The 19740-nt window shown below is 43.3% G+C and carries 16 protein-coding genes; 9 read left to right on the top strand and 7 right to left on the bottom strand.

The window, feature by feature from the left end:
* Positions 1-66: 66 nt before the first annotated feature.
* Together CW749_RS22760 and CW749_RS22755 are read right to left on the bottom strand one after the other, a co-directional pair.
* Positions 67-252, bottom strand: coding sequence for a hypothetical protein (locus CW749_RS22760; protein ID WP_101114690.1), 186 nt, complete (start codon positions 250-252; stop codon positions 67-69).
* A 167-nt stretch (positions 253-419) separates the two neighbouring features.
* Entirely contained in the window at positions 420-1940 is a 1521-nt protein-coding gene (locus tag CW749_RS22755; RefSeq protein ID WP_101114689.1) for a fumarate hydratase, read from the bottom strand.
* Positions 1941-2179: 239 nt separating this feature from the next.
* Between CW749_RS22755 and pabB the strand changes: the two genes are divergently transcribed.
* Positions 2180-3547, top strand: a complete 1368-nt coding sequence (gene pabB, locus CW749_RS22750) for an aminodeoxychorismate synthase component 1 (RefSeq protein WP_101114688.1) — start codon at positions 2180-2182, stop codon at positions 3545-3547.
* Positions 3548-3594: 47 nt separating this feature from the next.
* Here pabB and CW749_RS22745 read toward each other — a convergent pair whose 3' ends face one another.
* Positions 3595-5310, bottom strand: a complete 1716-nt coding sequence (locus tag CW749_RS22745; protein WP_101114687.1) for an ATP-binding protein — start codon at positions 5308-5310, stop codon at positions 3595-3597.
* A 10-nt stretch (positions 5311-5320) separates the two neighbouring features.
* Positions 5321-5860, bottom strand: a complete 540-nt coding sequence (locus tag CW749_RS22740; protein ID WP_101114686.1) for a heme NO-binding domain-containing protein — start codon at positions 5858-5860, stop codon at positions 5321-5323.
* Between the two features lie 118 nt (positions 5861-5978).
* On the opposite strand from CW749_RS22740, the gene CW749_RS22735 reads away from it, so the two are divergent.
* The 4 genes from CW749_RS22735 to CW749_RS22720 all read left to right on the top strand — a co-directional run bounded on the left by CW749_RS22735 (position 5979) and on the right by CW749_RS22720 (position 10143).
* A complete protein-coding gene (locus CW749_RS22735) occupies positions 5979-6569 on the top strand; it encodes a CoA pyrophosphatase (protein WP_101114685.1) in 591 nt (196 codons plus the stop codon).
* A 335-nt stretch (positions 6570-6904) separates the two neighbouring features.
* Positions 6905-8158: an aromatic amino acid transport family protein gene (locus tag CW749_RS22730; RefSeq protein WP_101114684.1), complete on the top strand. Its 1254-nt coding sequence runs from the start codon at positions 6905-6907 to the stop codon at positions 8156-8158.
* A gap of 81 nt (positions 8159-8239) precedes the next feature.
* Complete coding sequence (locus tag CW749_RS22725; protein WP_101114683.1) at positions 8240-9601, top strand: L-serine ammonia-lyase; 1362 nt, start codon at positions 8240-8242, stop codon at positions 9599-9601.
* Positions 9602-9747: 146 nt separating this feature from the next.
* The gene (locus CW749_RS22720) at positions 9748-10143 is read left to right on the top strand and encodes a GNAT family N-acetyltransferase (RefSeq protein ID WP_180958473.1); all 396 of its coding nucleotides are present in this window, start codon (positions 9748-9750) and stop codon (positions 10141-10143) included.
* A gap of 183 nt (positions 10144-10326) precedes the next feature.
* On the opposite strand, the gene queD is transcribed toward CW749_RS22720, so the two are convergent.
* The 3 genes from queD to CW749_RS22705 all read right to left on the bottom strand — a co-directional run bounded on the left by queD (position 10327) and on the right by CW749_RS22705 (position 12584).
* Complete coding sequence (gene queD, locus CW749_RS22715) at positions 10327-10689, bottom strand: 6-carboxytetrahydropterin synthase QueD (RefSeq protein WP_101114681.1); 363 nt, start codon at positions 10687-10689, stop codon at positions 10327-10329.
* Positions 10690-10833: 144 nt separating this feature from the next.
* The gene (locus CW749_RS22710) at positions 10834-12015 is read right to left on the bottom strand and encodes a hypothetical protein (protein WP_101114680.1); all 1182 of its coding nucleotides are present in this window, start codon (positions 12013-12015) and stop codon (positions 10834-10836) included.
* Positions 12012-12584, bottom strand: a complete 573-nt coding sequence (locus CW749_RS22705) for a hypothetical protein (RefSeq protein WP_101114679.1) — start codon at positions 12582-12584, stop codon at positions 12012-12014. Before CW749_RS22705 ends, CW749_RS22710 begins: the two co-directional genes overlap by 4 nt.
* 517 nt (positions 12585-13101) lie before the next feature.
* On the opposite strand from CW749_RS22705, the gene CW749_RS22700 reads away from it, so the two are divergent.
* From CW749_RS22700 to CW749_RS22685, 4 genes are all read left to right on the top strand, one after another.
* Positions 13102-14721, top strand: a complete 1620-nt coding sequence (locus CW749_RS22700; protein WP_101114678.1) for a methyl-accepting chemotaxis protein — start codon at positions 13102-13104, stop codon at positions 14719-14721.
* Positions 14722-14843: 122 nt separating this feature from the next.
* Positions 14844-16244 carry an asparagine--tRNA ligase gene (gene asnS, locus CW749_RS22695; protein WP_101114677.1) on the top strand — a complete coding sequence of 467 codons (1401 nt, stop codon included), beginning with the start codon at positions 14844-14846 and terminating at the stop codon, positions 16242-16244.
* 349 nt (positions 16245-16593) lie between these two features.
* Entirely contained in the window at positions 16594-18096 is a 1503-nt protein-coding gene (locus CW749_RS22690) for an HD domain-containing phosphohydrolase (RefSeq protein WP_101114676.1), read from the top strand.
* A 257-nt stretch (positions 18097-18353) separates the two neighbouring features.
* A complete protein-coding gene (locus tag CW749_RS22685) occupies positions 18354-19544 on the top strand; it encodes an amino acid aminotransferase (protein WP_101114675.1) in 1191 nt (396 codons plus the stop codon).
* Positions 19545-19740 lie beyond the last annotated feature (196 nt).

Raw genomic sequence — 19740 nt, 5'->3', positions numbered from 1 at the left:
CATACTCCAGTACTAACCGCAGCCAGAGTATGCAAAAAATTGGATTAATACCAGATGAACTGTTTCTTAATCGTCTTCAATCAATTTGTAGATAACAAATAACGCCAGTTCCAGTAGTAAAGTCAGAACAACTGTAGTGATTACGTAGGTTTCCTGAAAAATGGCGATACCACGAAGGATCATGTCGTAACCAACGATCGCTCCGACGATAACAGCAATCAGAATTTGTAGAAATTTAACAAAGCGAGGCATCATTTCTCCTTTTAGTTTTTGCCTTTCTGAGATCGATATAAACCGATACTAACCCTTACCAAATGAAAAACCACAAAAAACGCAGCCTAAGCTGCGTTTTTATAATCAATATTTGAAAAGTGAGATTTGGCTTATACTCAAACCTAGCTATCCTCTATACCTGCCCATTAAACCTTGTTGGCTTCGGCAATTTTTACTTTCCAAGTATCTGGACCAATCTGATGCGCATTTGCGCCTGTTGAATCAACAGCGACGGTTACTGGCATATCTTCAACTTCAAATTCGTAAATTGCTTCCATGCCTAAGTCTTCAAATGCCACAACGCGCGCCTTCTTAATTGCTTTCGCCACTAAGTAAGCAGCGCCACCAACTGCCATTAGATAAACCGCTTTGTGATTTTTGATTGATTCTACCGTCGCAGGGCCACGCTCCGCTTTACCAATCATTCCCATGATCCCTGTTTCTTCAAGCATCATGTCCGTGAATTTGTCCATTCGCGTCGAGGTCGTTGGACCTGCTGGTCCCACAACTTCATCGCCGACCGCATCAACAGGACCAACGTAGTATATAAACTTACCTTTCAGATCCACCCCTTCTGGTAAGCCTTCTCCACTTTGAAGCATACCTTGCAGGCGTTTATGAGCTGCGTCGCGACCTGTTAAGATCTTACCTGAAAGCAGTACCGTTTCGCCTGTCTTCCAGTTTTGTACATCTTCTTTGGTAACGGTGTCTAAATTAACACGACGTGTATTTTCACCCGCTTCCCACGTGATATCTGGCCAATCTTCTAACTTAGGCGGTGTTAATTCAGCAGGTCCGGTACCATCCAACGTGAAGTGAACATGGCGAGTTGCAGCACAGTTAGGAATTAGACAAACTGGTTTCGATGCAGCATGAGTAGGCGCTGTTTTGATTTTCACATCGACGACCGTTGTCAATCCACCTAACCCTTGCGCACCAATACCAAGTCGGTTCACACGGTTGAAGATGTCCAAACGTAACTCTTCCTCCGCATTTTCTGGACCACGTTCGATCAACTCATGAATGTCGATGTGTTCCATTAGCGATTCTTTCGCCAATACAGCGGCTTTTTCAGCCGTACCACCGATACCTATGCCTAACATACCCGGTGGACACCAGCCCGCGCCCATGGTTGGTAACGTCTTCTCAACCCATTCAGCGATATCGTCAGATGGGTTTAGCATTACCATTTTGGTTTTGTTCTCACTACCGCCGCCCTTCGCTGCGATTTGGATTTCGACTTTGTCACCCGGTACCATATTGATATGGACAACGGCTGGCGTGTTGTCTTTGGTGTTGATTCGCTTACCTGCAGGATCCATCAGAACCGAAGCACGCAGGGGGTTATCTGGGTTGGTGTAAGCTTGGCGTACACCTTCATCTACCATTTGCTGAACAGTTAGATCTGAAGAGTCCCATTGCACTCCCATTCCGATATTCACAAAACACGTCACGATGCCCGTATCCTGACAAATAGGACGGTGACCTTCGGCTGACATGCGCGAGTTGATCAGAATCTGAGCGATAGCATCTTTTGCTGCTTGGCTTTCTTCACGTTGGTAGGCTTCATCTAGGGCTTGGACAAAGTCCATAGGGTGATAATAAGAAATGTATTGAAGTGCATCAGCCACACTGCTGATAACATCTTGCTTACGAATGACAGTCATACATTGCCTCGATTGTTATAATTTATGCTTCCATTTTGTATACCAAAGACACTTTTTGGCTTTGTTAAACAGCTCAAAGTGGCTTAGGTATAGCAAGAAGTCTTAACGATTGCTTCCACATGGGATGCTTTTTAATCAGACCGTTAGTACGGATGCATCCTCTCGTGTTCTTTTATGATACTCTTGCTCGCCATAATCCGCTACGTAGTCTCCGAACTCTTTGTCACAAATTTATACAAATGAATAACAAGTCTATTAAAACTCTATCTTCGGTCTCTGTTGAGTACTCACCTTCGCTTGCATCAGACCTATTCGGCAAAATCGAATCACAACCTTGGTCCATGCTGCTGCGTTCCGCTTCTGAAAGCCACCCAGATAGTCGATTTGATATTCTTGTAGCAAACCCAGTCGCTACCATCATTACGTCTGGAGACAATACGACGGTTGCCAAAGGCGATGAGTCTTTTGAATCCAAAGATGACCCTTTCCTACTTTTGGATACTCTTCAATCGGAATGCTTACCTAAAATACAGCCTATCGATGATTTGCCATTTGTAGGCGGCGCTTTGGGTTATTTTAGCTATGACTTGGGAAGACGTGTCGAGTCACTGCCCGTGCAAGCCGAAAAAGATATCCGCTCTCCGGACATGGCTGTCGGCATTTATGAGTGGGCATTGATTTGTGATCACCAGTTAAAGAAAGCAACGCTTATCGGTGTTTCTGCACAATCCCAATGGGAATGGTTGTCTGGCATTACTGAAGTGCAAAAACGTGATGACTTTTCACTTGTCAGCACCTGGCAGTCCAACCTGAGTAAAAGCGAGTACGTTACACGCTTCAATCACGTTCAAGATTATTTGCAAGCCGGGGATTGTTACCAAATCAATTTGGCGCAACGTTTTTCAGCCAATTATGAAGGCAGCGAATGGCTTGCTTACCTAAAACTTGAAGAACAAAACAAAGCGCCTTTCTCTGCCTTTATCCGTATGGAAAGCAGCGCGATCATCAGTATTTCTCCTGAACGCTTTTTACAGCTCAAAGACGGACTAATCGAAACTAAGCCCATAAAAGGCACCAGACCACGATCTGACGATCCAATACAAGATGAAGCGCAAGCGCAATCTTTAATATTGGCGGAAAAAGATCAGGCAGAAAACTTGATGATTGTTGATTTACTCAGAAACGATATAGGCAGGGTGGCGAAACCCGGTTCCGTTGCCGTTCCAAAACTGTTTGCAATAGAGAGTTTTCCAGCTGTCCACCATTTGGTAAGTACAGTTACGGCAGAATTAGCTGAAGACAAATCGGCAACCGATTTATTACGCGCTTGTTTCCCTGGTGGTTCAATTACAGGAGCACCAAAAGTAAGAGCGATGGAAATCATAGAAGAGCTAGAACCGCACCGCCGCAACGCTTACTGCGGCAGTATTGGTTACATTAGTCGCTGCGGGAAAATGGACACAAGTATCACCATTCGCACGTTGGTGGCGGAGAATCAAAACTTGTACGTTTGGGCAGGCGGTGGATTGGTTGCAGACAGTGAAGCAAATGCTGAGTACCAAGAAACGTTCGACAAGCTCAGCCGAATCTTGCCCGCCCTTAGCTAGCTCGTCCCGATAAAATCCATCAACCGTTAGATCAATACAGGGGCGAATCAAAGCCCCCATTTAATAAGCGCACTTTTGAGATCGGCGCTGGTGTAAGGCTTATTTAAAATATCGTTCATTCCAACTTTTAAGCATCGCTCCCGCTCCAGCAAGGTTGTTCCTGCGGTTAAGGCCACGATAGGAACGCGGATATTTCGTTCACGTAGTGTCAGTGTTGCTTCAAACCCATCCATCACTGGCATGCGACAATCCATGAAAACGACGTCATAGTGCCCATTGCTCATTGCATCGACGCCTTCTTGACCATTGTTGGCAAACTCAGGGGTAATACCGAGTTTCTTCAGCATCTTCTTGATAACAAATTGATTGACTCGCAAATCTTCCACGACTAGAACTTTGAGTGTATCAATCGTTTCATCGTGGGCCAGGCTTTCCAATTTGTTCGGCTCTACATCTTTAAGGTCCCCTTCAGGTAAACGCAATGACACGTCAAACTGGGTCCCTTTACCCCGTTCGCTTTTCAAATGTATTGACCCTTGCATCATAGAAATAAGCTGCTTACAAATGGCAAGACCTAACCCTGTACCTTCATGGTTTCTTTTGCTTGATATATCGGCTTGAATAAAGGGCTGAAAGAGATTGGATTGATCTTTTTCATCTATCCCACACCCAGTATCTTGGACGTAAAATGTTAACCAACCACACTCCCACGAGGCGTTTACGGACACATGTCCAGATTCAGTAAACTTGATTGCGTTTCCGATTAAATTGACAAACACTTGCTTAACTCGCTCCGTGTCGCCAATCAATATAGCTGGGATGCCGTCAAAACCTTCTAAACGAAAATCGATTCTTTTCTCTTTCGCCAGATTAGAAAAGATACTCAGCAGCGTTGTTTGAATATCTGACCAGCGAAAAGCTTTTTCTTGCAGCTGCATCATACCCGCGCTGATTTTGCTGTAGTCGAGCAAATCATCAATGATCACTCTTAAAAATTGCCCAGATTGATCCAGTGTATTGAGCAGCTTCCCCTGTTCATTGGTAAGTTTGGTGTCTGAAAGTAACTCAACGGTCCCTAACAAACCGTTAAGTGGCGTTCTCAGTTCATGGTTGATCATGGCAAGGAAGTCTCTTGTCGCTCTCTCTGAGGCTTCAGCGCGCTCCCTTTCATCAATTGCGTTACGCAGAATCAACTGACGGCTAATGGCACTGCTCACCAACTCTGCCACCAACACTATTTGATTCTCGACCCAACCCTTGTCATCAACACTTGGGGCGGGGTTTACCGCTAAAACACCCACCATCATGCCTTCTGCCATTAGAGGCCACCACAAGACACCCTTCCCATCCCAAAATTTATCAGCATGTTCGATAACATGAAGCGGAATAACGTGATACTCCAATCCGCCAAATTCGGTTGTTGAAAGCCCCAACGTGTCTTTTTTTAGTAAAAGAACCTTCGCGCTAGTCATCAGTTCATTATTGCAAAGCTCCTTCACCATACTATTTAGAATGACTTCATCTGGCGCATGCTTTAGAAACTGCCTGCCATAGCGAATCAGGATCCTAGAAATATGCTCATGAAACTGTTTTTTAAGTAACTGCGCATCCGATTGAGCTTTTGCTTGCTGTAAGCTTTCATCCAACTGCTGATTTAAGCTGTACATTTCAATCGCTTTTTCTTCGAGTAGTTTTTCGGCCTGTTTTCTTGCCGCCACTTCTCGACGCAGCTTTCTTTCCAGTAATTCGAGCTGGGAATTCATTCTCGCCTCGCTAAATGAGTGTGAGGGTAAACCTCACTAAACTGGCATCTTCGGATTTTGTTTTCATTTTCACCAATAAATCTTCCTGAAAATGATCGGCGCATCCCAGAATCAATCCTTTGCAAACACTCCCCATGCATCGGGCACTTTGATAATCCATCACCAGCTCAGTTTTGTTTTCAGACAGAAATTTAAACTTGGGTGGATGAGCATCGGGATACAGCTTTTTCACCTCTAAATGAATGTAGTCTTCTACATGGCGAAGAAACTGGAATGTGCTTTTGCTGTGATTTAAAGCGTCTTCTGGTGGCAATGTGCTTAAGAGCTTGATAAATACCGCTCTACCAAATACCTCCTGAAGATCATCGGCCCCGACTCCAGTTTCTTTGCTTAGTGCAACGATGAGCTTAACCAAATCATGATGGTTATAGCTTCCCACGGACGTATAAACACCGTCGTCGCCAGCAATATCAAGTATTTTGTCCAACGTTGGTAGACCGAACTTTTCTTCAACCAACTCAAGGAATTCGGTAAATATTAAGCCCTTCATTCTCACCCCTCATCAAGTAACCATATTTACGACTTTGGTAATAAAAGCATGATCCACACTAGTCATTTTTTCAATTTTCATTAACAATTAATAAGATAGTTAGGAAAAGTAGGCATTTATGGACAAAGATGAGTTTCTGAAACGTTTTCTATTTACTCCACCTTCGGAATACCATAGAGAAAGCTTCACAAGGCACCATGATTTGGAACACGGCACCTTTCGCACCGCGGCTGTTCTGATAGGTCTCGTGGAGCGAGGGTCGGGTCTTAATATTATATTTACTCGTCGCGCATCTCATCTTCGCCATCACCCTGGGCAAATTAGTTTCCCTGGCGGGAAAACAGAAAACGGCGATGCATCACCATTTGAAACCGCCATGCGAGAAGCGAACGAAGAAATTGGGCTCGTCGCAAGTCAAATCCAGCACCTTGGTCAACTCGACCCGATAAAGACCATCAGTGGTTTTGAAGTTACCCCAGTCATTGCCTTTGCTGACAATCGCTATCAACCCCAAACAGACCCTAATGAAGTGGATGTTGTGTTCGAGGCTCCAGTTGAATATTTATTCAATAAATCGAATATACACGCCTTAAGTGGATACTTTAATGGTTCTCGTAGAGTCGTGTACAACATCCCGTTTAAAAGCCACCTTATATGGGGAGTCACGGCGCAAATTATTCATACGATTCAAACACAACTCACGAGATAACTCTTGTTGAATACGTGGAATCTATAGTTAACTTTTTCTCATTCATTGCATACATGACATTACAAACCTTCCTCAACTAAGACCGTTCAAGCCCAATCACGCAAACGTTTGCTTATCATCAATAAACATCCAGCTTTGATTCGGATTATTTTTTCTAATGGATAGGCGCATAAAAAGTAATGTGTGGCACGGATTTTTCGTGACATATATCTCTTTTGTTAATCATTGTTTTCATACTTGCAATATTTATTGATCCCGATCCTGATATTTCACTCAAAAATAGAGACAATAGCACCTGTAATTCCTGTTCCCCTAAATTACACGAGATAATAAATATGCAATCAAAAGTTACTACGGCTCGCGCCGAAGGGACTCAATCAAAATGGACTTATAGAGACTTCACTTGGGCTCTTTCACTTTTTGGCACTGCGGTTGGTGCCGGTGTCCTATTTCTCCCCATTAAAGCAGGTGCCGGTGGTTTTTGGCCATTAGTTATCCTTGCTTTGCTCGCAGCACCAATGACTTGGTTCGCACACAAAGGGCTTGCTCGTTTTGTTTTATCGGCTAAAAACCCTAATGCAGACATTACAGATACAGTGGAAGAGCATTTCGGTAAAACTGGCGCAAACATCATTACTTTTGCTTACTTCTTCGCCATTTATCCTATCGTTCTTATTTACGGTGTAGGCATCACTAATACCGTTGATTCTTTCATGGTGAACCAACTCGGTTTTGCATCCATGCCACGTTGGCTTCTCTCTGGCGCACTGATCTCATTGATGACTGCTGGTGTTGTTTTCGGCAAAGAACTTATGCTTAAAGCAACGTCAATGATGGTTTACCCTTTGGTCTTCGTTTTATTGGCATTATCGTTCTACCTGATTCCTGATTGGAACACGTCTATGATGTCTGTGAGCCCAGATTGGTCTGCAATGCCTGGCATTGTTTGGCTAGCCATTCCGATTATCGTATTTTCATTCAACCACAGCCCAATCATAAGCCAATTCGCGAAAGAACAACGCCGTATATACGGTGAAGACGCAGCCAAAAAGACCGACATGATCACGGGCGGCGGCGCGATGATGCTAATGGGTTTCGTGATGTTCTTCGTATTCTCTGTGGTTCTTTCACTGTCACCTGAGCAATTGGCGACAGCGCAAGATCAAAACATCAGCGTATTGTCTTACCTTGCAAACGTGCATGAATCACCGCTGATTTCAATCCTTGGTCCATTCGTTGCGTTTGCCGCTATCACTTCTAGCTACTTTGGTCACTTCTTAGGTGCACAAGAAGGCTTGGTGGGTCTCATAAAATCTCGCAGTGACGCACCCGTTAAACGTATTGAAAAAACCTCTTTGATCTTCATCGTGATCACAACCTGGATTGTTGCGATTGTGAACCCATCAATTCTGGGTATGATTGAAACGATGGGCGCCCCTATGATTGCGGCTATTTTGTTCCTTATGCCTGTATTTGCAATGCAAAAAGTACCTGCAATGGCAAAGTACAAAACATCAGCATTTGTACAAATATTCACAGCAATTTGTGGTCTAGCGTCTATAACTTCTGTAATCTACGGCGCTCTTTAAATTTCGCTTAAGCGAATAGAATTCTATAAAGATAATAAAGAGCCTCCCTATACTTGCGGGGGCTCAACCTAAGGTAAAGATATGATCAGCGTATTCGACATCTATAAAATCGGTATTGGGCCTTCAAGCTCACACACGGTAGGGCCAATGAAGGCCGGTCAATCATTTGTAGATGACCTTGTTGAACAAGGCCGTCTAGCAGATGTTGACCATATTAAAGTGGATGTTTATGGATCCCTTTCTTTAACCGGGAAAGGTCACCATACGGACATAGCCATTATTCTTGGCTTAGCTGGTAACTCTCCTGAGAGTGTAGATATTGATTCTATCCCCTCTTTTATCGAAACGGTGAAATCCTCAAAAATTTTGCCTCTTGCACTGAACCAAAAAGAAGCAGCATTTGACTACGACGTAGACATGACATTTCAGACAGGCAACTTATCGTTGCACGAGAATGGAATGCAGATCCACGCATTTAGCCAAGGTGAATTGGTTCACACTAAAACGTATTACTCTATCGGCGGTGGATTTATTGTTGACGAGGAAAACTTTGGTGTAGAACCTGAAGACAAAGTGATTGTTCCTTACGAATTCAACAGCGCAAAAGAGTTGGTTGACCTTTGTAAAGACAATTGCCTATCTATCAGTGCCTTGGTAATGGCAAACGAGCGTGTTGTTAAAGACACAAACAAGATCGAAGTTGAATTTGAGCACATATGGAACACCATGCAGGCATGTATGGATAGAGGGTTGAACACCGAAGGTGTACTGCCAGGTCCCCTTCGCGTTCCACGTCGTGCGGCAGCTTTGCATCAACAACTCAAAACAGGTGAGCGCTTATCCAACGACCCGATGACCGTTGTTGATTGGGTCAATATGTACGCCTTTGCTGTTAATGAAGAAAACGCTGCCGGCGGACGTGTGGTGACAGCCCCGACAAACGGCGCGTGCGGCATAATTCCGGCCGTTTTAGCGTACTACGATAAATTCGTCCAATCTGTTGGCGTGAAAGAGTACACTCGCTACTTTGCGGCATCTGGCGCTGTGGGTGGTCTGTTCAAACAAAACGCATCTATTTCTGGCGCTGAAGTTGGTTGCCAAGGTGAAGTGGGTGTGGCTTGCTCGATGGCTGCCGCTGGTCTCGCAGAGCTAATGGGTGGAAGCCCAGAGCAAGTCTGTATGGCTGCGGAAATCGCAATGGAACATAACCTTGGTCTAACTTGTGACCCTGTTGCCGGTCAAGTTCAGGTGCCTTGTATTGAGCGTAATGGTATTGCAGCAGTAAAAGCCATTAACGCTACTCGTATGGCATTGCGTCGTTCTTCTGACCCACGAGTATCTCTTGATAAGGTTATTGAGACGATGCTGGAAACGGGGAAAGACATGAACGCCAAGTACCGAGAAACATCACAAGGCGGATTAGCCGTAAAAGTTATTTGCTGATAACTTAATCTAGAAATAAACTAAGGGCATGGATATCCATGCCCTTATTTGTATATATAACTATTATGATTGCGATTAAACGCCCTAAAATTAAGCATTTTTCTTCGCTTATAGAATTGAACGTTACGTCAGAACAGAGCTTATTTGTGGAAACCTTTGACCACCTGTATGAACACAGAGACAAACAGGATGTCATTTATTCAGTTTCTGAAGACGGTAAGCCAATTGGTTTCTTTGCGCTTGATGAAGGATATGAAAAGAAGTTTACCTTTGTAAAAAGCCGAGAAATTGGATTGAAAAACCTGGTAATAGACCAACGTTTTCAACGCCAAGGAAAAGCAAAGGCAACACTCGAGCGCCTATTCGTTTACCTGTATACGGCATACGCGAATTACGATTCTGTATGCGTCATCGTAGAAAAGGAAAATGAAGCCGCTTATGAGTGCTTTTTAAGTGCCGACTTTAAAGACACTAACAAACCATTTTATGATGGTAATAAACAGCTTAGAATCTTACGAAAAGCGATAACCGCACCTTTCTGAAGAATCTGACACGCTAGGTCTGCTGATCTTTCGGTATTGAATCTACGTGATCTCAAGACACTTAAGCGTTTAGGTGCTTAGATGTTTAGGTACTTAGATGCTTAGGTACTTAGATTTTTAGCTGTACAGATACAAAAATCCCGAGACATGCTCGGGATTTTCATATTCTAAATATAAAGGCGATTACTCACCTTTATAGATACAGCCTGCTGTACAGGTTTCTTTGATTTCGACTTTACTCAGCAACGGTAATGACGGTTTCAATTCATTCCATATCCATTTTGCCAATACTTCACTGGTTGGGTTTTCCAAGCCAGGAATGTCGTTCAAATAATAGTGATCTAAGCGGTCATAAATCGGCTTAAATGCTGCTTTTATCTCAGAGAAATCGATAACCCAGCCAGTATATTGGTCCACTTCACCTTCAACGTACAAGCGAACAAGGAACGAATGACCATGCAAACGGCCACATTTGTGTCCTTCTGGAACATGTGGAAGACGGTGCGCCGCTTCAAACATGAACTCTTTATACAATTCAGTTTTCATCAGTTAACTATGCAGTAGCTTAATTAGGGGGCAATGCTACTCAAATCCCCAGCAATAGACAAGGGAAGATCGGTAACATCTTATTGTTGAGGATACGTTGCAACCGATACACCAAAATCACCTCAAAGCACAAGGCTCAGCACTTTAAACCGTAAAGAAAACACGTGAAAAGAAACCAATAGTGATAATCACCGAAAGCGCGCTGAATGCACATAACGTCGGCGTTCTCGCCTTAGGGTATTTTTCTAACAACAATACAAGGCAGAAAAACGCAGGGTACAGGCCAAAGATATATCTGGGCATTGCGTTTACTCCAGAAGAAAACGGCAGATACAAGTTAATGAACATGAAAATCGCTTCCGCAAAGTAGCGTTTGACAAATAGATACCCCACCATCGCAAACCCGAGTAAAGCCATTAACGTGAGGTAGAGTTTAGCCCCTCCTCTTTCAAACCCATATTCAATCCAATTGAACGGGTGGGAGAAAGTTCGCCCCCAAGCGATCTGTATATGTCCAAACGCCAGCGCGTCTCCCGTTTGAAAATACAGAAATGTCATGAACCCAAAAAACCCCAAAGGCACGACCCAAATCGCCGTCAGAGCTTTGGCTGCTGGCATTTTAAAACGAATCAGCTCTCGAAACCCGTAGTGCTGAACGGCGATGATAAGTATGGAAAATACGAGCATCACACCTAAGTTACGCGTAATCGCGGCAACAAGGCCCAGTAACGCAACGTATAGCCACTGCTCTCGATAAGCAAAAAGAAAGACACCTGCAACCAGCGCAATAAACAAAGGTTCGGCATACCCGGCCATTGAATAAACGGTAAAAGGACAAAAACACATAATCCATACCGCGTTTTTCTGTCCAGACGCACTGATCCCCATTTGTTTTAACACCATGACGAAGACAGGAACACTGAGTGCAAAAGAGAGATTTGAGACAACAATCAACGCTAGCCTAGCATCATCTATGATGGGCAAGAGTAATTTAGCTAGGTACGGAGTAACTGGCATGAACGCCCAGTTTGCGGCATTTTTTCCACTTAACCACTTAGGGTATAGATCATAGCCATAATCCATCATTCTCCTGAACCATACGCAATCAAATCGACAGATCACCTGCCAAGCAGTGAGGTCGCTGGTATCGACAGTATTAAAAGAATCAACTCCTATAAAACCGACTAGATACAACAAAGCACGGCTGAATATTACGGCAAAGAGTATCGTTAGCCATTCTTCTTTTGATAGCGAGATATCGATTTCTTGTCTTGGTGACGTTTTATTTAACAAGCCTTCACGATGAGGGGTAACATTAGAAATCATTGAAACACCACCGAGCTTATATTAATTTCATCGGGTGCATTTATTTTTAAATAATTCAATTCACTTAAAGATTCGTTCATATTTTGGATTGAGAGTTCAACTCCATCAAAGGTACGGAATGAGCTCAACTTAATTCCATTCAAAAAATAAGAAGCATTATTCGCCATGTCTAACTCTTTTATTTTTATGGCGATTGTTTTCTTACCCAGTGGAATAGAAGAAAAGTAGATTCCCCCCTCAGATTTTAAGGTCCGAAAGCCCTGCTGTGTTTTCTTAGTCCAGCCTTCTCTCGATATTAGAGGGGATTTTAGGGATAAATCGACAGCACCGGATGGAGGTATCTTAAAGGTTTCACTATCTCGCCCCCAGTAGCGCGTTTTTTTATCTATATAATAGGTTTTGTAAGATAAACTCACTTGTGGGGTGGCAATCAGGTACAACACCCAGAGGTAGTAACAGGAAAGCACGACAAACAGTATAAGAAGGAAAACACGAGTGCTCGTTCGCCCCTTACTCAATCTAACTCCATCACTGTTTGAACCCTGTTCCTGAATCACGTAGTTCGACACGTTTTTACCTCCTTGTTAGATTCACCTTTGAAGTCTGTTGTGTTCTATATACTCAAGTAACCTCAAGATGCGGAGTTCACTTGGGTATACGAAGGATTAAGTTCTACATGACACCTGCGGGATCATTGTCAGCCTATAGTCAGCTAACAGACATGCTATTGACCAGATTTGATAAATATAAGCTGGATTCCAATATCTCTTACTTCTTACTTCTTACTTCTTACTTCTTACTTCTTACTTCTTACTTCTTACTTCTTAGTATTATCTGAACGCTCTAGGAATAAGCCGTATTAACGGCTATCGGGAAGATTAATATTTATTTTAATTCAAAAAATATTAAATAAAGCTCACTAATATCTGAGTTATTCACTCAAGTATTCATATTTTATTTGTTCTAAATCAATTTTATATTAACTATTAACATCGACTTCACATTAATAATTTAAAAGCACGAGTCAGCGATATTTATTAACATAAAATACATGGCGTCTACAACGAACATTAGAAGTCATCATTTATGCAAATTTCGATTACATCTAAGCTACTATTAACATTGGTTTCAGTTTTCACTCTGGTATTAGCTTCATCAACAACCTACCAGTACTTTCAGCAACGTAACTTAATCAATACCGTATTAAGTGAACAGTTGATGGATAAAGCAGGGAACTATTTTGACAGCCTTAATATGATGATGTTAACAGGCACAATGTCGCAGAAAGAGACATTACGAGAAAAGGCATTAGCACAAGATGGCATCGAAAACGTTAGGGTGTTGAGAGCTGACGCCGTTTCTAAGCTTTATGGGGCGGGCGCAGACTATCAAAATCCAAGAGATGAGATTGATAAGCGCGCGTTGGCGGGTGAAACCGTAATAGAAACCATTGAGGCGGAATGGGGAAAAGGCATTGTTGTTGCTTTACCGATGATGGCTAGAGAAAACTACCGTGGCACCAATTGTATCGCCTGTCACATGTCTAAAGATGGTGAAGTGCTCGGCGCTATTCGGTTGGAATACAACTTAAGCCATTTAAATACCTTAGTGAGTCAACGCACTTTAATCGCTGTCGCTATCATGACTGGAATTGCTGCTTTAGGATTTTTCATCGCACTGGGTGTTATACGCAAAATTATCGTCAACCCTCTTAAGAAAACGTCTTTATTTATGAAGCAGGTCAGCACCAAGAAAGACCTATCTATCCGGCTGAAAACACATAAGAAAGATGAAGTGGGCCAACTCACAGAAGACATCAACACGCTGCTCGATAACGTTGCTGACAGCTTAGCTCAAGTACAGAAGACTTCTCATTCTTTGGCTCTATCTGCAACGCAGCTTACTGGCGTTGCACGCGACAACGACAATGCCGCGAACAATCAGCAAGTAGAAACGGTTGAAGTCAATCAGAACATTATCGAGCTGCAAGAGCAGCAGCAAAGAATTGAAAATGCGACCATTGAAGCTTCCTCTTTAATTACGCACACCACAGACACGGCCAAATCGGGCTCCACACGTTCGCACAACGCAAGTGAAGACATTCAAAACCTAGTGGGAGATATTGAATCGGTAAAAGGCATGATTACCGACTTAAATGAACAAACAGGTCAAGTCTCTTCCATTCTAGCGGTCATCAAAGGCATTGCCGAGCAAACCAACTTGCTCGCCTTAAACGCTGCAATTGAAGCTGCCCGAGCAGGTGAGCAAGGAAGAGGGTTTGCCGTCGTTGCGGACGAAGTTCGCCAACTCGCCAGCCGCACTCAGGAAGCCACAGCCAGCATCGAAAATATCATCTCGAATTTTCAACAAGGCAGTGATCAATCCCTAGAATCTGTGGATCATGTTTGTCAGCAAGCTCATTCAAGAGCAGAGTCTATTGAATTGTTGTCTCGAACATTGGCAGAAGTGGTAGAAGAAATGCAGCAAGCGAATCAACATGCCAATAGTATTCAGGAACAGGTGAGAATGCAGACATCTGTTAGCAACAATGTGAGCCACAAGCTGGAAACCATCACTTTGCATGCCGATCAAACCTCCGCCTCCGCAAGTCAAACACGAGAGATCAGTCTAAATCTTGAGCATTTATCCGAGCAGCTAGAGGTATTACTTAATCAATTTACGCTTCCACACGACATTAAAGGTTGAAGCTAATGATTTGACAGGTAATATGTCAGGTTGAAATTGAAGAAATGATTTCTAACCCGATTGAGCGTTCACAAATCACTCAATCGGGTTGTATTTTGACCTCTATGGAGAATATATCAAACATGACTTACGCGCCTGTAACAGACGTACTAAGCGGTAAGCTAGCTGTAGATAGTGAAGTCACTGTCCGCGGTTGGATCCGTTCACGTCGTGATTCTAAAGCTGGAATCTCTTTCCTTGCCATTTATGACGGCTCTTGTTTCGACCCGATTCAGGCCGTGGTCCCAAATAATCTTAATAATTACGAAGACGAAGTATTAAAGCTAACTACAGGCTGCTCTGTTGAAGTAACAGGTAAGGTTGTTGAGTCTCCTGCTAAAGGTCAAGATTTCGAACTCGCTGCAACCGACGTTAAAGTTGTAGGCTGGGTAGAAGATGCTGACACTTATCCAATGGCGAAGACACGTCACTCTATTGAGTACCTTCGCGAAGTAGCACATTTACGCCCACGTACAAACGTGATTGGCGCGGTAGCTCGTGTTCGCAACTGCTTATCTCAAGCTATTCACCGTTTCTACCACGAAGAAGGCTTCTTCTGGACATCTGCTCCACTTATCACTGCATCTGATGCAGAAGGTGCTGGCGAAATGTTCCGTGTTTCTACGCTAGACATGGAAAACCTACCTCGTACTGAAAAAGGCGACGTAGACTACAACGAAGACTTCTTCGGTAAAGAGACCTTCCTAACGGTTTCTGGTCAGCTTAATGCAGAAGCTTATGCTTGTGCACTCAGCAAGGTTTACACATTTGGTCCAACTTTCCGCGCGGAAAACTCAAACACTAGTCGTCACCTAGCGGAATTCTGGATGGTTGAGCCTGAGGTTGCATTCGCTGACCTAGACGATGTAGCGAAACTGGCTGAAGACATGCTTAAGTACGTTTTCAAAGCAGTTCTTGCAGAGCGTCGTGACGACCTAGAATTCTTTGCTCAACGTATAGACAAAGAAGCAATCACTCGCCTAGAGCAGTTTGTTGACGCTGATTTCGCGCAAGTTGACTATACAGATGCGATCCAAATTCTACTTGATTCAGGTAAAGAATTTGAATTCCCAGTTGAGTGGGGCATCGACATGTCTTCTGAGCATGAACGTTTCCTTGCAGAAGAGCACTTCAAAGCGCCAGTAATCGTTAAGAACTACCCGAAAGACATTAAAGCTTTCTACATGCGTCTGAATGATGATGGTAAAACAGTAGCGGCAATGGATGTACTTGCACCAGGCATCGGTGAGATCATCGGCGGTGCGCAACGTGAAGAGCGTCTAGACATCCTAGATGAGCGCATGATCGCAATGAACATCGATCCTGAGCACATGAGCTGGTACCGCGACTTACGTAAATACGGTACGGTTCCACACGCTGGCTTCGGCTTAGGTTTCGAGCGTCTGGTTTCTTACGTAACAGGTATGGGTAACGTTCGTGACGTGATTCCATTCCCACGTACTCCACGTAGTGCAAACTTCTAAGAGCTGCCTACCCTTCTGAATCCAAACGCCACTCAGATGAGTGGCGTTTTTAATTTAGCTATCTTGATCTCGGCGAAATTCCAAACCATTTTTTGTTCCTTTGCTTGCTTTATACACATATACCAAATGACTTCAGGGTGCTTGAGTATATATAAAACATGAAATGGTTTAGCTGAAATGAAAAGAATGAAAATTCGGTCTTAATCTTATATAACCATATACTCAGTAGTATCAAGATACGGGATGCAATATCTTGAGGTTACCTCGGGATATATGGAAATATAACGCAGTTAAAGTGCTAGACTGAAACAAAGACAAGATAGGCTACAGAACTACTAAGGATTGTCCTATGAATGCCAAGGACTTTAATACATCACTTACCTTTAAGCTATACACCATAGCAGGATTGCTATTTGGTATTTACGGGGGGCGAGTATGCCCAATGCTGGAGACTCTAACGCTTAAAGAAGTACTTTTTCATACTGGGGTGGTCTACACCATCCTTTTTTTAATAAGACTTACGGTCACCAATCTATATATTAATAAGCAAAATGCTAATTTCATTCGCTTAGATACGGCACTGTTTTTCTTAATTAGCCTTCCTTTTGCTTATTTTTACCACTCTGTTTATGAGTTCCCCATCGAGAGTAACTTAAAAGTTCTCTTTGGAATGACATTGTTTGGTTTCTTTACCGGAAGCATTTTGCATTTGAGCTATCAAATAAAAGATTTCAGCTCTTTAATTAAACAAGACCAAACGAGTATCAGCTTAATCGGCAAGCGGCACTCTATGGTAAAACAAATGATCACTTTGGTCGTTTTGTTGCTTTCCACGTTGGCTATCATGCTCAGTATGGTGGCATTTAAAGATATTCATTGGCTTGAAAATACACCAGAAGCCCTGCACGACGGTTCTGGAAAACTCAGTATCTTAAAAGAGTTCATATACATTGCCGCAGTGCTCACTGGTTACGCCATTACCATTATGGTGCTTTGGGCAAAGTTAATGAAAAAGGTGCTACTCAGCCAAGAAAAAGCACTTATTCAAGTAACAAATGGCAATATCGCAGCTAGGCTTCCGATTGCGCAAAATGACGAACTGGGCGCGATGGCCACTTTAACTAACCAAATGTTGGATTCACTGCAAGAATCACAGGATGAAGTACAAACCACTCGTGATGTCGCTATCGTTAGCCTTGCCGCACTTGCTGAGTCCCGTGATAACGAGACTGGAGCGCATATCTTACGTACTCAAGAATATGTGAAAGCGTTGGCTATTCATCTTTCTTCTTTGGAAAAATTCAGCAGCCTCTTAACCCCTTCCTATATTGACCTTCTTTATAAGTCGGCTCCTTTGCACGATGTAGGTAAAGTCGGTATCCCCGACGCCGTACTATTGAAGCCAGGAAAACTGACCGATGAAGAGTTCGATATTATGAAAGGGCATCCACAAATTGGTGCAGACGCTTTATCCATTGCAGAAAGGCGAATGGGCAGTTCATCGTTTTTGAAGCTTGCTCGTGAGATTTCATTGTCACACCATGAAAAATGGGATGGCAGTGGCTATCCAAATTCGCTTTCAGGAGAGGAGATTCCACTCTCTGGTCGTTTAATGGCTCTAGCGGATGTTTATGACGCTCTAATTTCTAAACGCATATACAAACCTGCTTTCAGTCATGAGAAAGCGAAAGGCATCATTGTGGAAGGGAATGGGAAACACTTTGATCCTGAAGTGGTAGACGCATTTTTAAGTGTAGAGGAAGAGTTCAAACAAATAGCCGCGCACTATAAGGACAAAAAGCAGGAATCCGAAGAGCAGAAGCCTGACGCAGATAACCTACAATTTGCATGATCTTATTCGGTTCTGTATTCGAGCCTCCCTACTCCGAGAACAATGTATGGTTTGCTCTATTTACTGGCGATAATCATCTAGATTTACAGGAGATTAATGGGATTTTTCTAGCGTTGTACCGTCACTGGTCCGCTAACAAATAAAAATACCACTTTCTGTTGAAATCCGGTTGTAACCCGTGTCGGGGAAAGGTATAAATAAGCGTATATCGATACTCAAGTTTAACCTTTCCCCATTAATTAAAACGGACGCCGATTATGTTTGAAAAAGTCAATGCCGCCCCCGCTGACCCAATCCTTGGTCTAACTGAAGAATTCAAAAAAGATACCCGCGAAGCTAAAATTAACCTAGGTGTTGGTATCTACAAAAATGAGCAAGGTCAAACTCCTGTTCTGGCGACAGTTAAAAAAGCGGAAGCAGCGCTTCTTGAAACAGAAAAAACCAAATCTTACCTGACTATTGAAGGAACAGCTGAGTACGGTTTAGCGGTACAAAAGTTACTATTTGGTGCGGATTCTGATGTCGTTGCGTCTAAGCGTGCAAAAACAGCACAGGCTCCAGGTGGTACTGGTGCATTACGTGTTGCTGGCGAGTTCATTAAGCGTCAACTCAACAGCCCTAAGATCTGGATCAGTAACCCAACTTGGGCTAACCACAACGGCGTATTTACAGCGGCTGGTCTTGAGACTGCTCAATACAGCTACTACAACGCAGAAACGAAAGACAAAGATTTTGCTTCTATGGTCGCTGATCTAGAATCAGCAAGTGCTGGCGACATCGTGCTTCTTCACGGTTGCTGTCACAACCCAACGGGCATTGACCCAACTGCAGATGAGTGGGAAACACTGGCTAAGCTTTGTGCTGACAAAGGCTTACTTCCTCTATTCGACTTCGCATACCAAGGTTTTGCTAAAGGTGTAGAAGAAGACGCTGCGGGTCTTCGTGTATTTGCGAAGCACAACTCAGAGATTCTAGTGGCGAGCTCTTTCTCCAAAAACTTCGGCTTGTACAACGAGCGTGTTGGTGCATTTACTCTCGTTGCCAAAGAAGAAGACGTTGCTGCAACCGCTTTCTCTCAAGTGAAAAGCATCATTCGCTCTATCTACTCTAACCCACCAGCGCACGGTTCTGCGGTTGTAACTCACATTCTTAACGATGCTGATCTTCGTGCTGAATGGGAAAAAGAAGTCGCTGAAATGCGCGACCGTATTCAAGAGATGCGTGAGCTTTTCGTAGCCACTTTAAAATCGGAAGGTGTAGAGGCAGATTTCAGCTTCATTGAACGTCAGAATGGCATGTTCTCATTCTCTGGTTTATCCAAAGAGCAAGTGACTCGCTTGAAAGAAGAATTCGCTATCTACATCGTGGGTTCTGGTCGCATCAGCGTTGCTGGTATGACAAAAGAAAACATGGGACCACTTTGTAAAGGTATTGCAGCGGTTCTTTAATGGATTCGCTCTGTATAGTTTCGTTGGATTTGTCTTTTTAATGAACTAGATGGATTTAATGGACAACTCTGATTCAAAAGACCAGCCTCGTGGCTGGTCTTTTTTATTGATTACTATACGATGATATATCCGAGTACCTCTAGGTCTGGGTTCAAAAAAATTTCCATCATTAGATCTCGTTACGCACTCTAAAAAG

This window comes from Vibrio sp. vnigr-6D03 (assembly GCF_002835515.1).
GTDB lineage: Bacteria > Pseudomonadota > Gammaproteobacteria > Enterobacterales > Vibrionaceae > Vibrio > Vibrio penaeicida.
Note: the sequence above shows the minus strand (reverse complement) of the source record. Positions and strands in the feature narration are given on the sequence as shown.

Coding starts and splice junctions, on each gene's coding strand:
- CW749_RS22725 (WP_101114683.1), top strand. CDS start 8,240: ATGATCAGCGTATTCGACATCTATAAAATCGGTATTGGGCCTTCAAGC.
- CW749_RS22700 (WP_101114678.1), top strand. CDS start 13,102: ATGCAAATTTCGATTACATCTAAGCTACTATTAACATTGGTTTCAGTT.
- CW749_RS22760 (WP_101114690.1), bottom strand. CDS start 252: ATGCCTCGCTTTGTTAAATTTCTACAAATTCTGATTGCTGTTATCGTC.
- CW749_RS22740 (WP_101114686.1), bottom strand. CDS start 5,860: ATGAAGGGCTTAATATTTACCGAATTCCTTGAGTTGGTTGAAGAAAAG.
- CW749_RS22690 (WP_101114676.1), top strand. CDS start 16,594: ATGAATGCCAAGGACTTTAATACATCACTTACCTTTAAGCTATACACC.
- CW749_RS22730 (WP_101114684.1), top strand. CDS start 6,905: ATGCAATCAAAAGTTACTACGGCTCGCGCCGAAGGGACTCAATCAAAA.
- CW749_RS22735 (WP_101114685.1), top strand. CDS start 5,979: ATGGACAAAGATGAGTTTCTGAAACGTTTTCTATTTACTCCACCTTCG.
- pabB (WP_101114688.1), top strand. CDS start 2,180: ATGAATAACAAGTCTATTAAAACTCTATCTTCGGTCTCTGTTGAGTAC.
- CW749_RS22745 (WP_101114687.1), bottom strand. CDS start 5,310: ATGAATTCCCAGCTCGAATTACTGGAAAGAAAGCTGCGTCGAGAAGTG.
- CW749_RS22755 (WP_101114689.1), bottom strand. CDS start 1,940: ATGACTGTCATTCGTAAGCAAGATGTTATCAGCAGTGTGGCTGATGCA.
- queD (WP_101114681.1), bottom strand. CDS start 10,689: ATGAAAACTGAATTGTATAAAGAGTTCATGTTTGAAGCGGCGCACCGT.
- CW749_RS22710 (WP_101114680.1), bottom strand. CDS start 12,015: ATGATTTCTAATGTTACCCCTCATCGTGAAGGCTTGTTAAATAAAACG.
- CW749_RS22685 (WP_101114675.1), top strand. CDS start 18,354: ATGTTTGAAAAAGTCAATGCCGCCCCCGCTGACCCAATCCTTGGTCTA.
- asnS (WP_101114677.1), top strand. CDS start 14,844: ATGACTTACGCGCCTGTAACAGACGTACTAAGCGGTAAGCTAGCTGTA.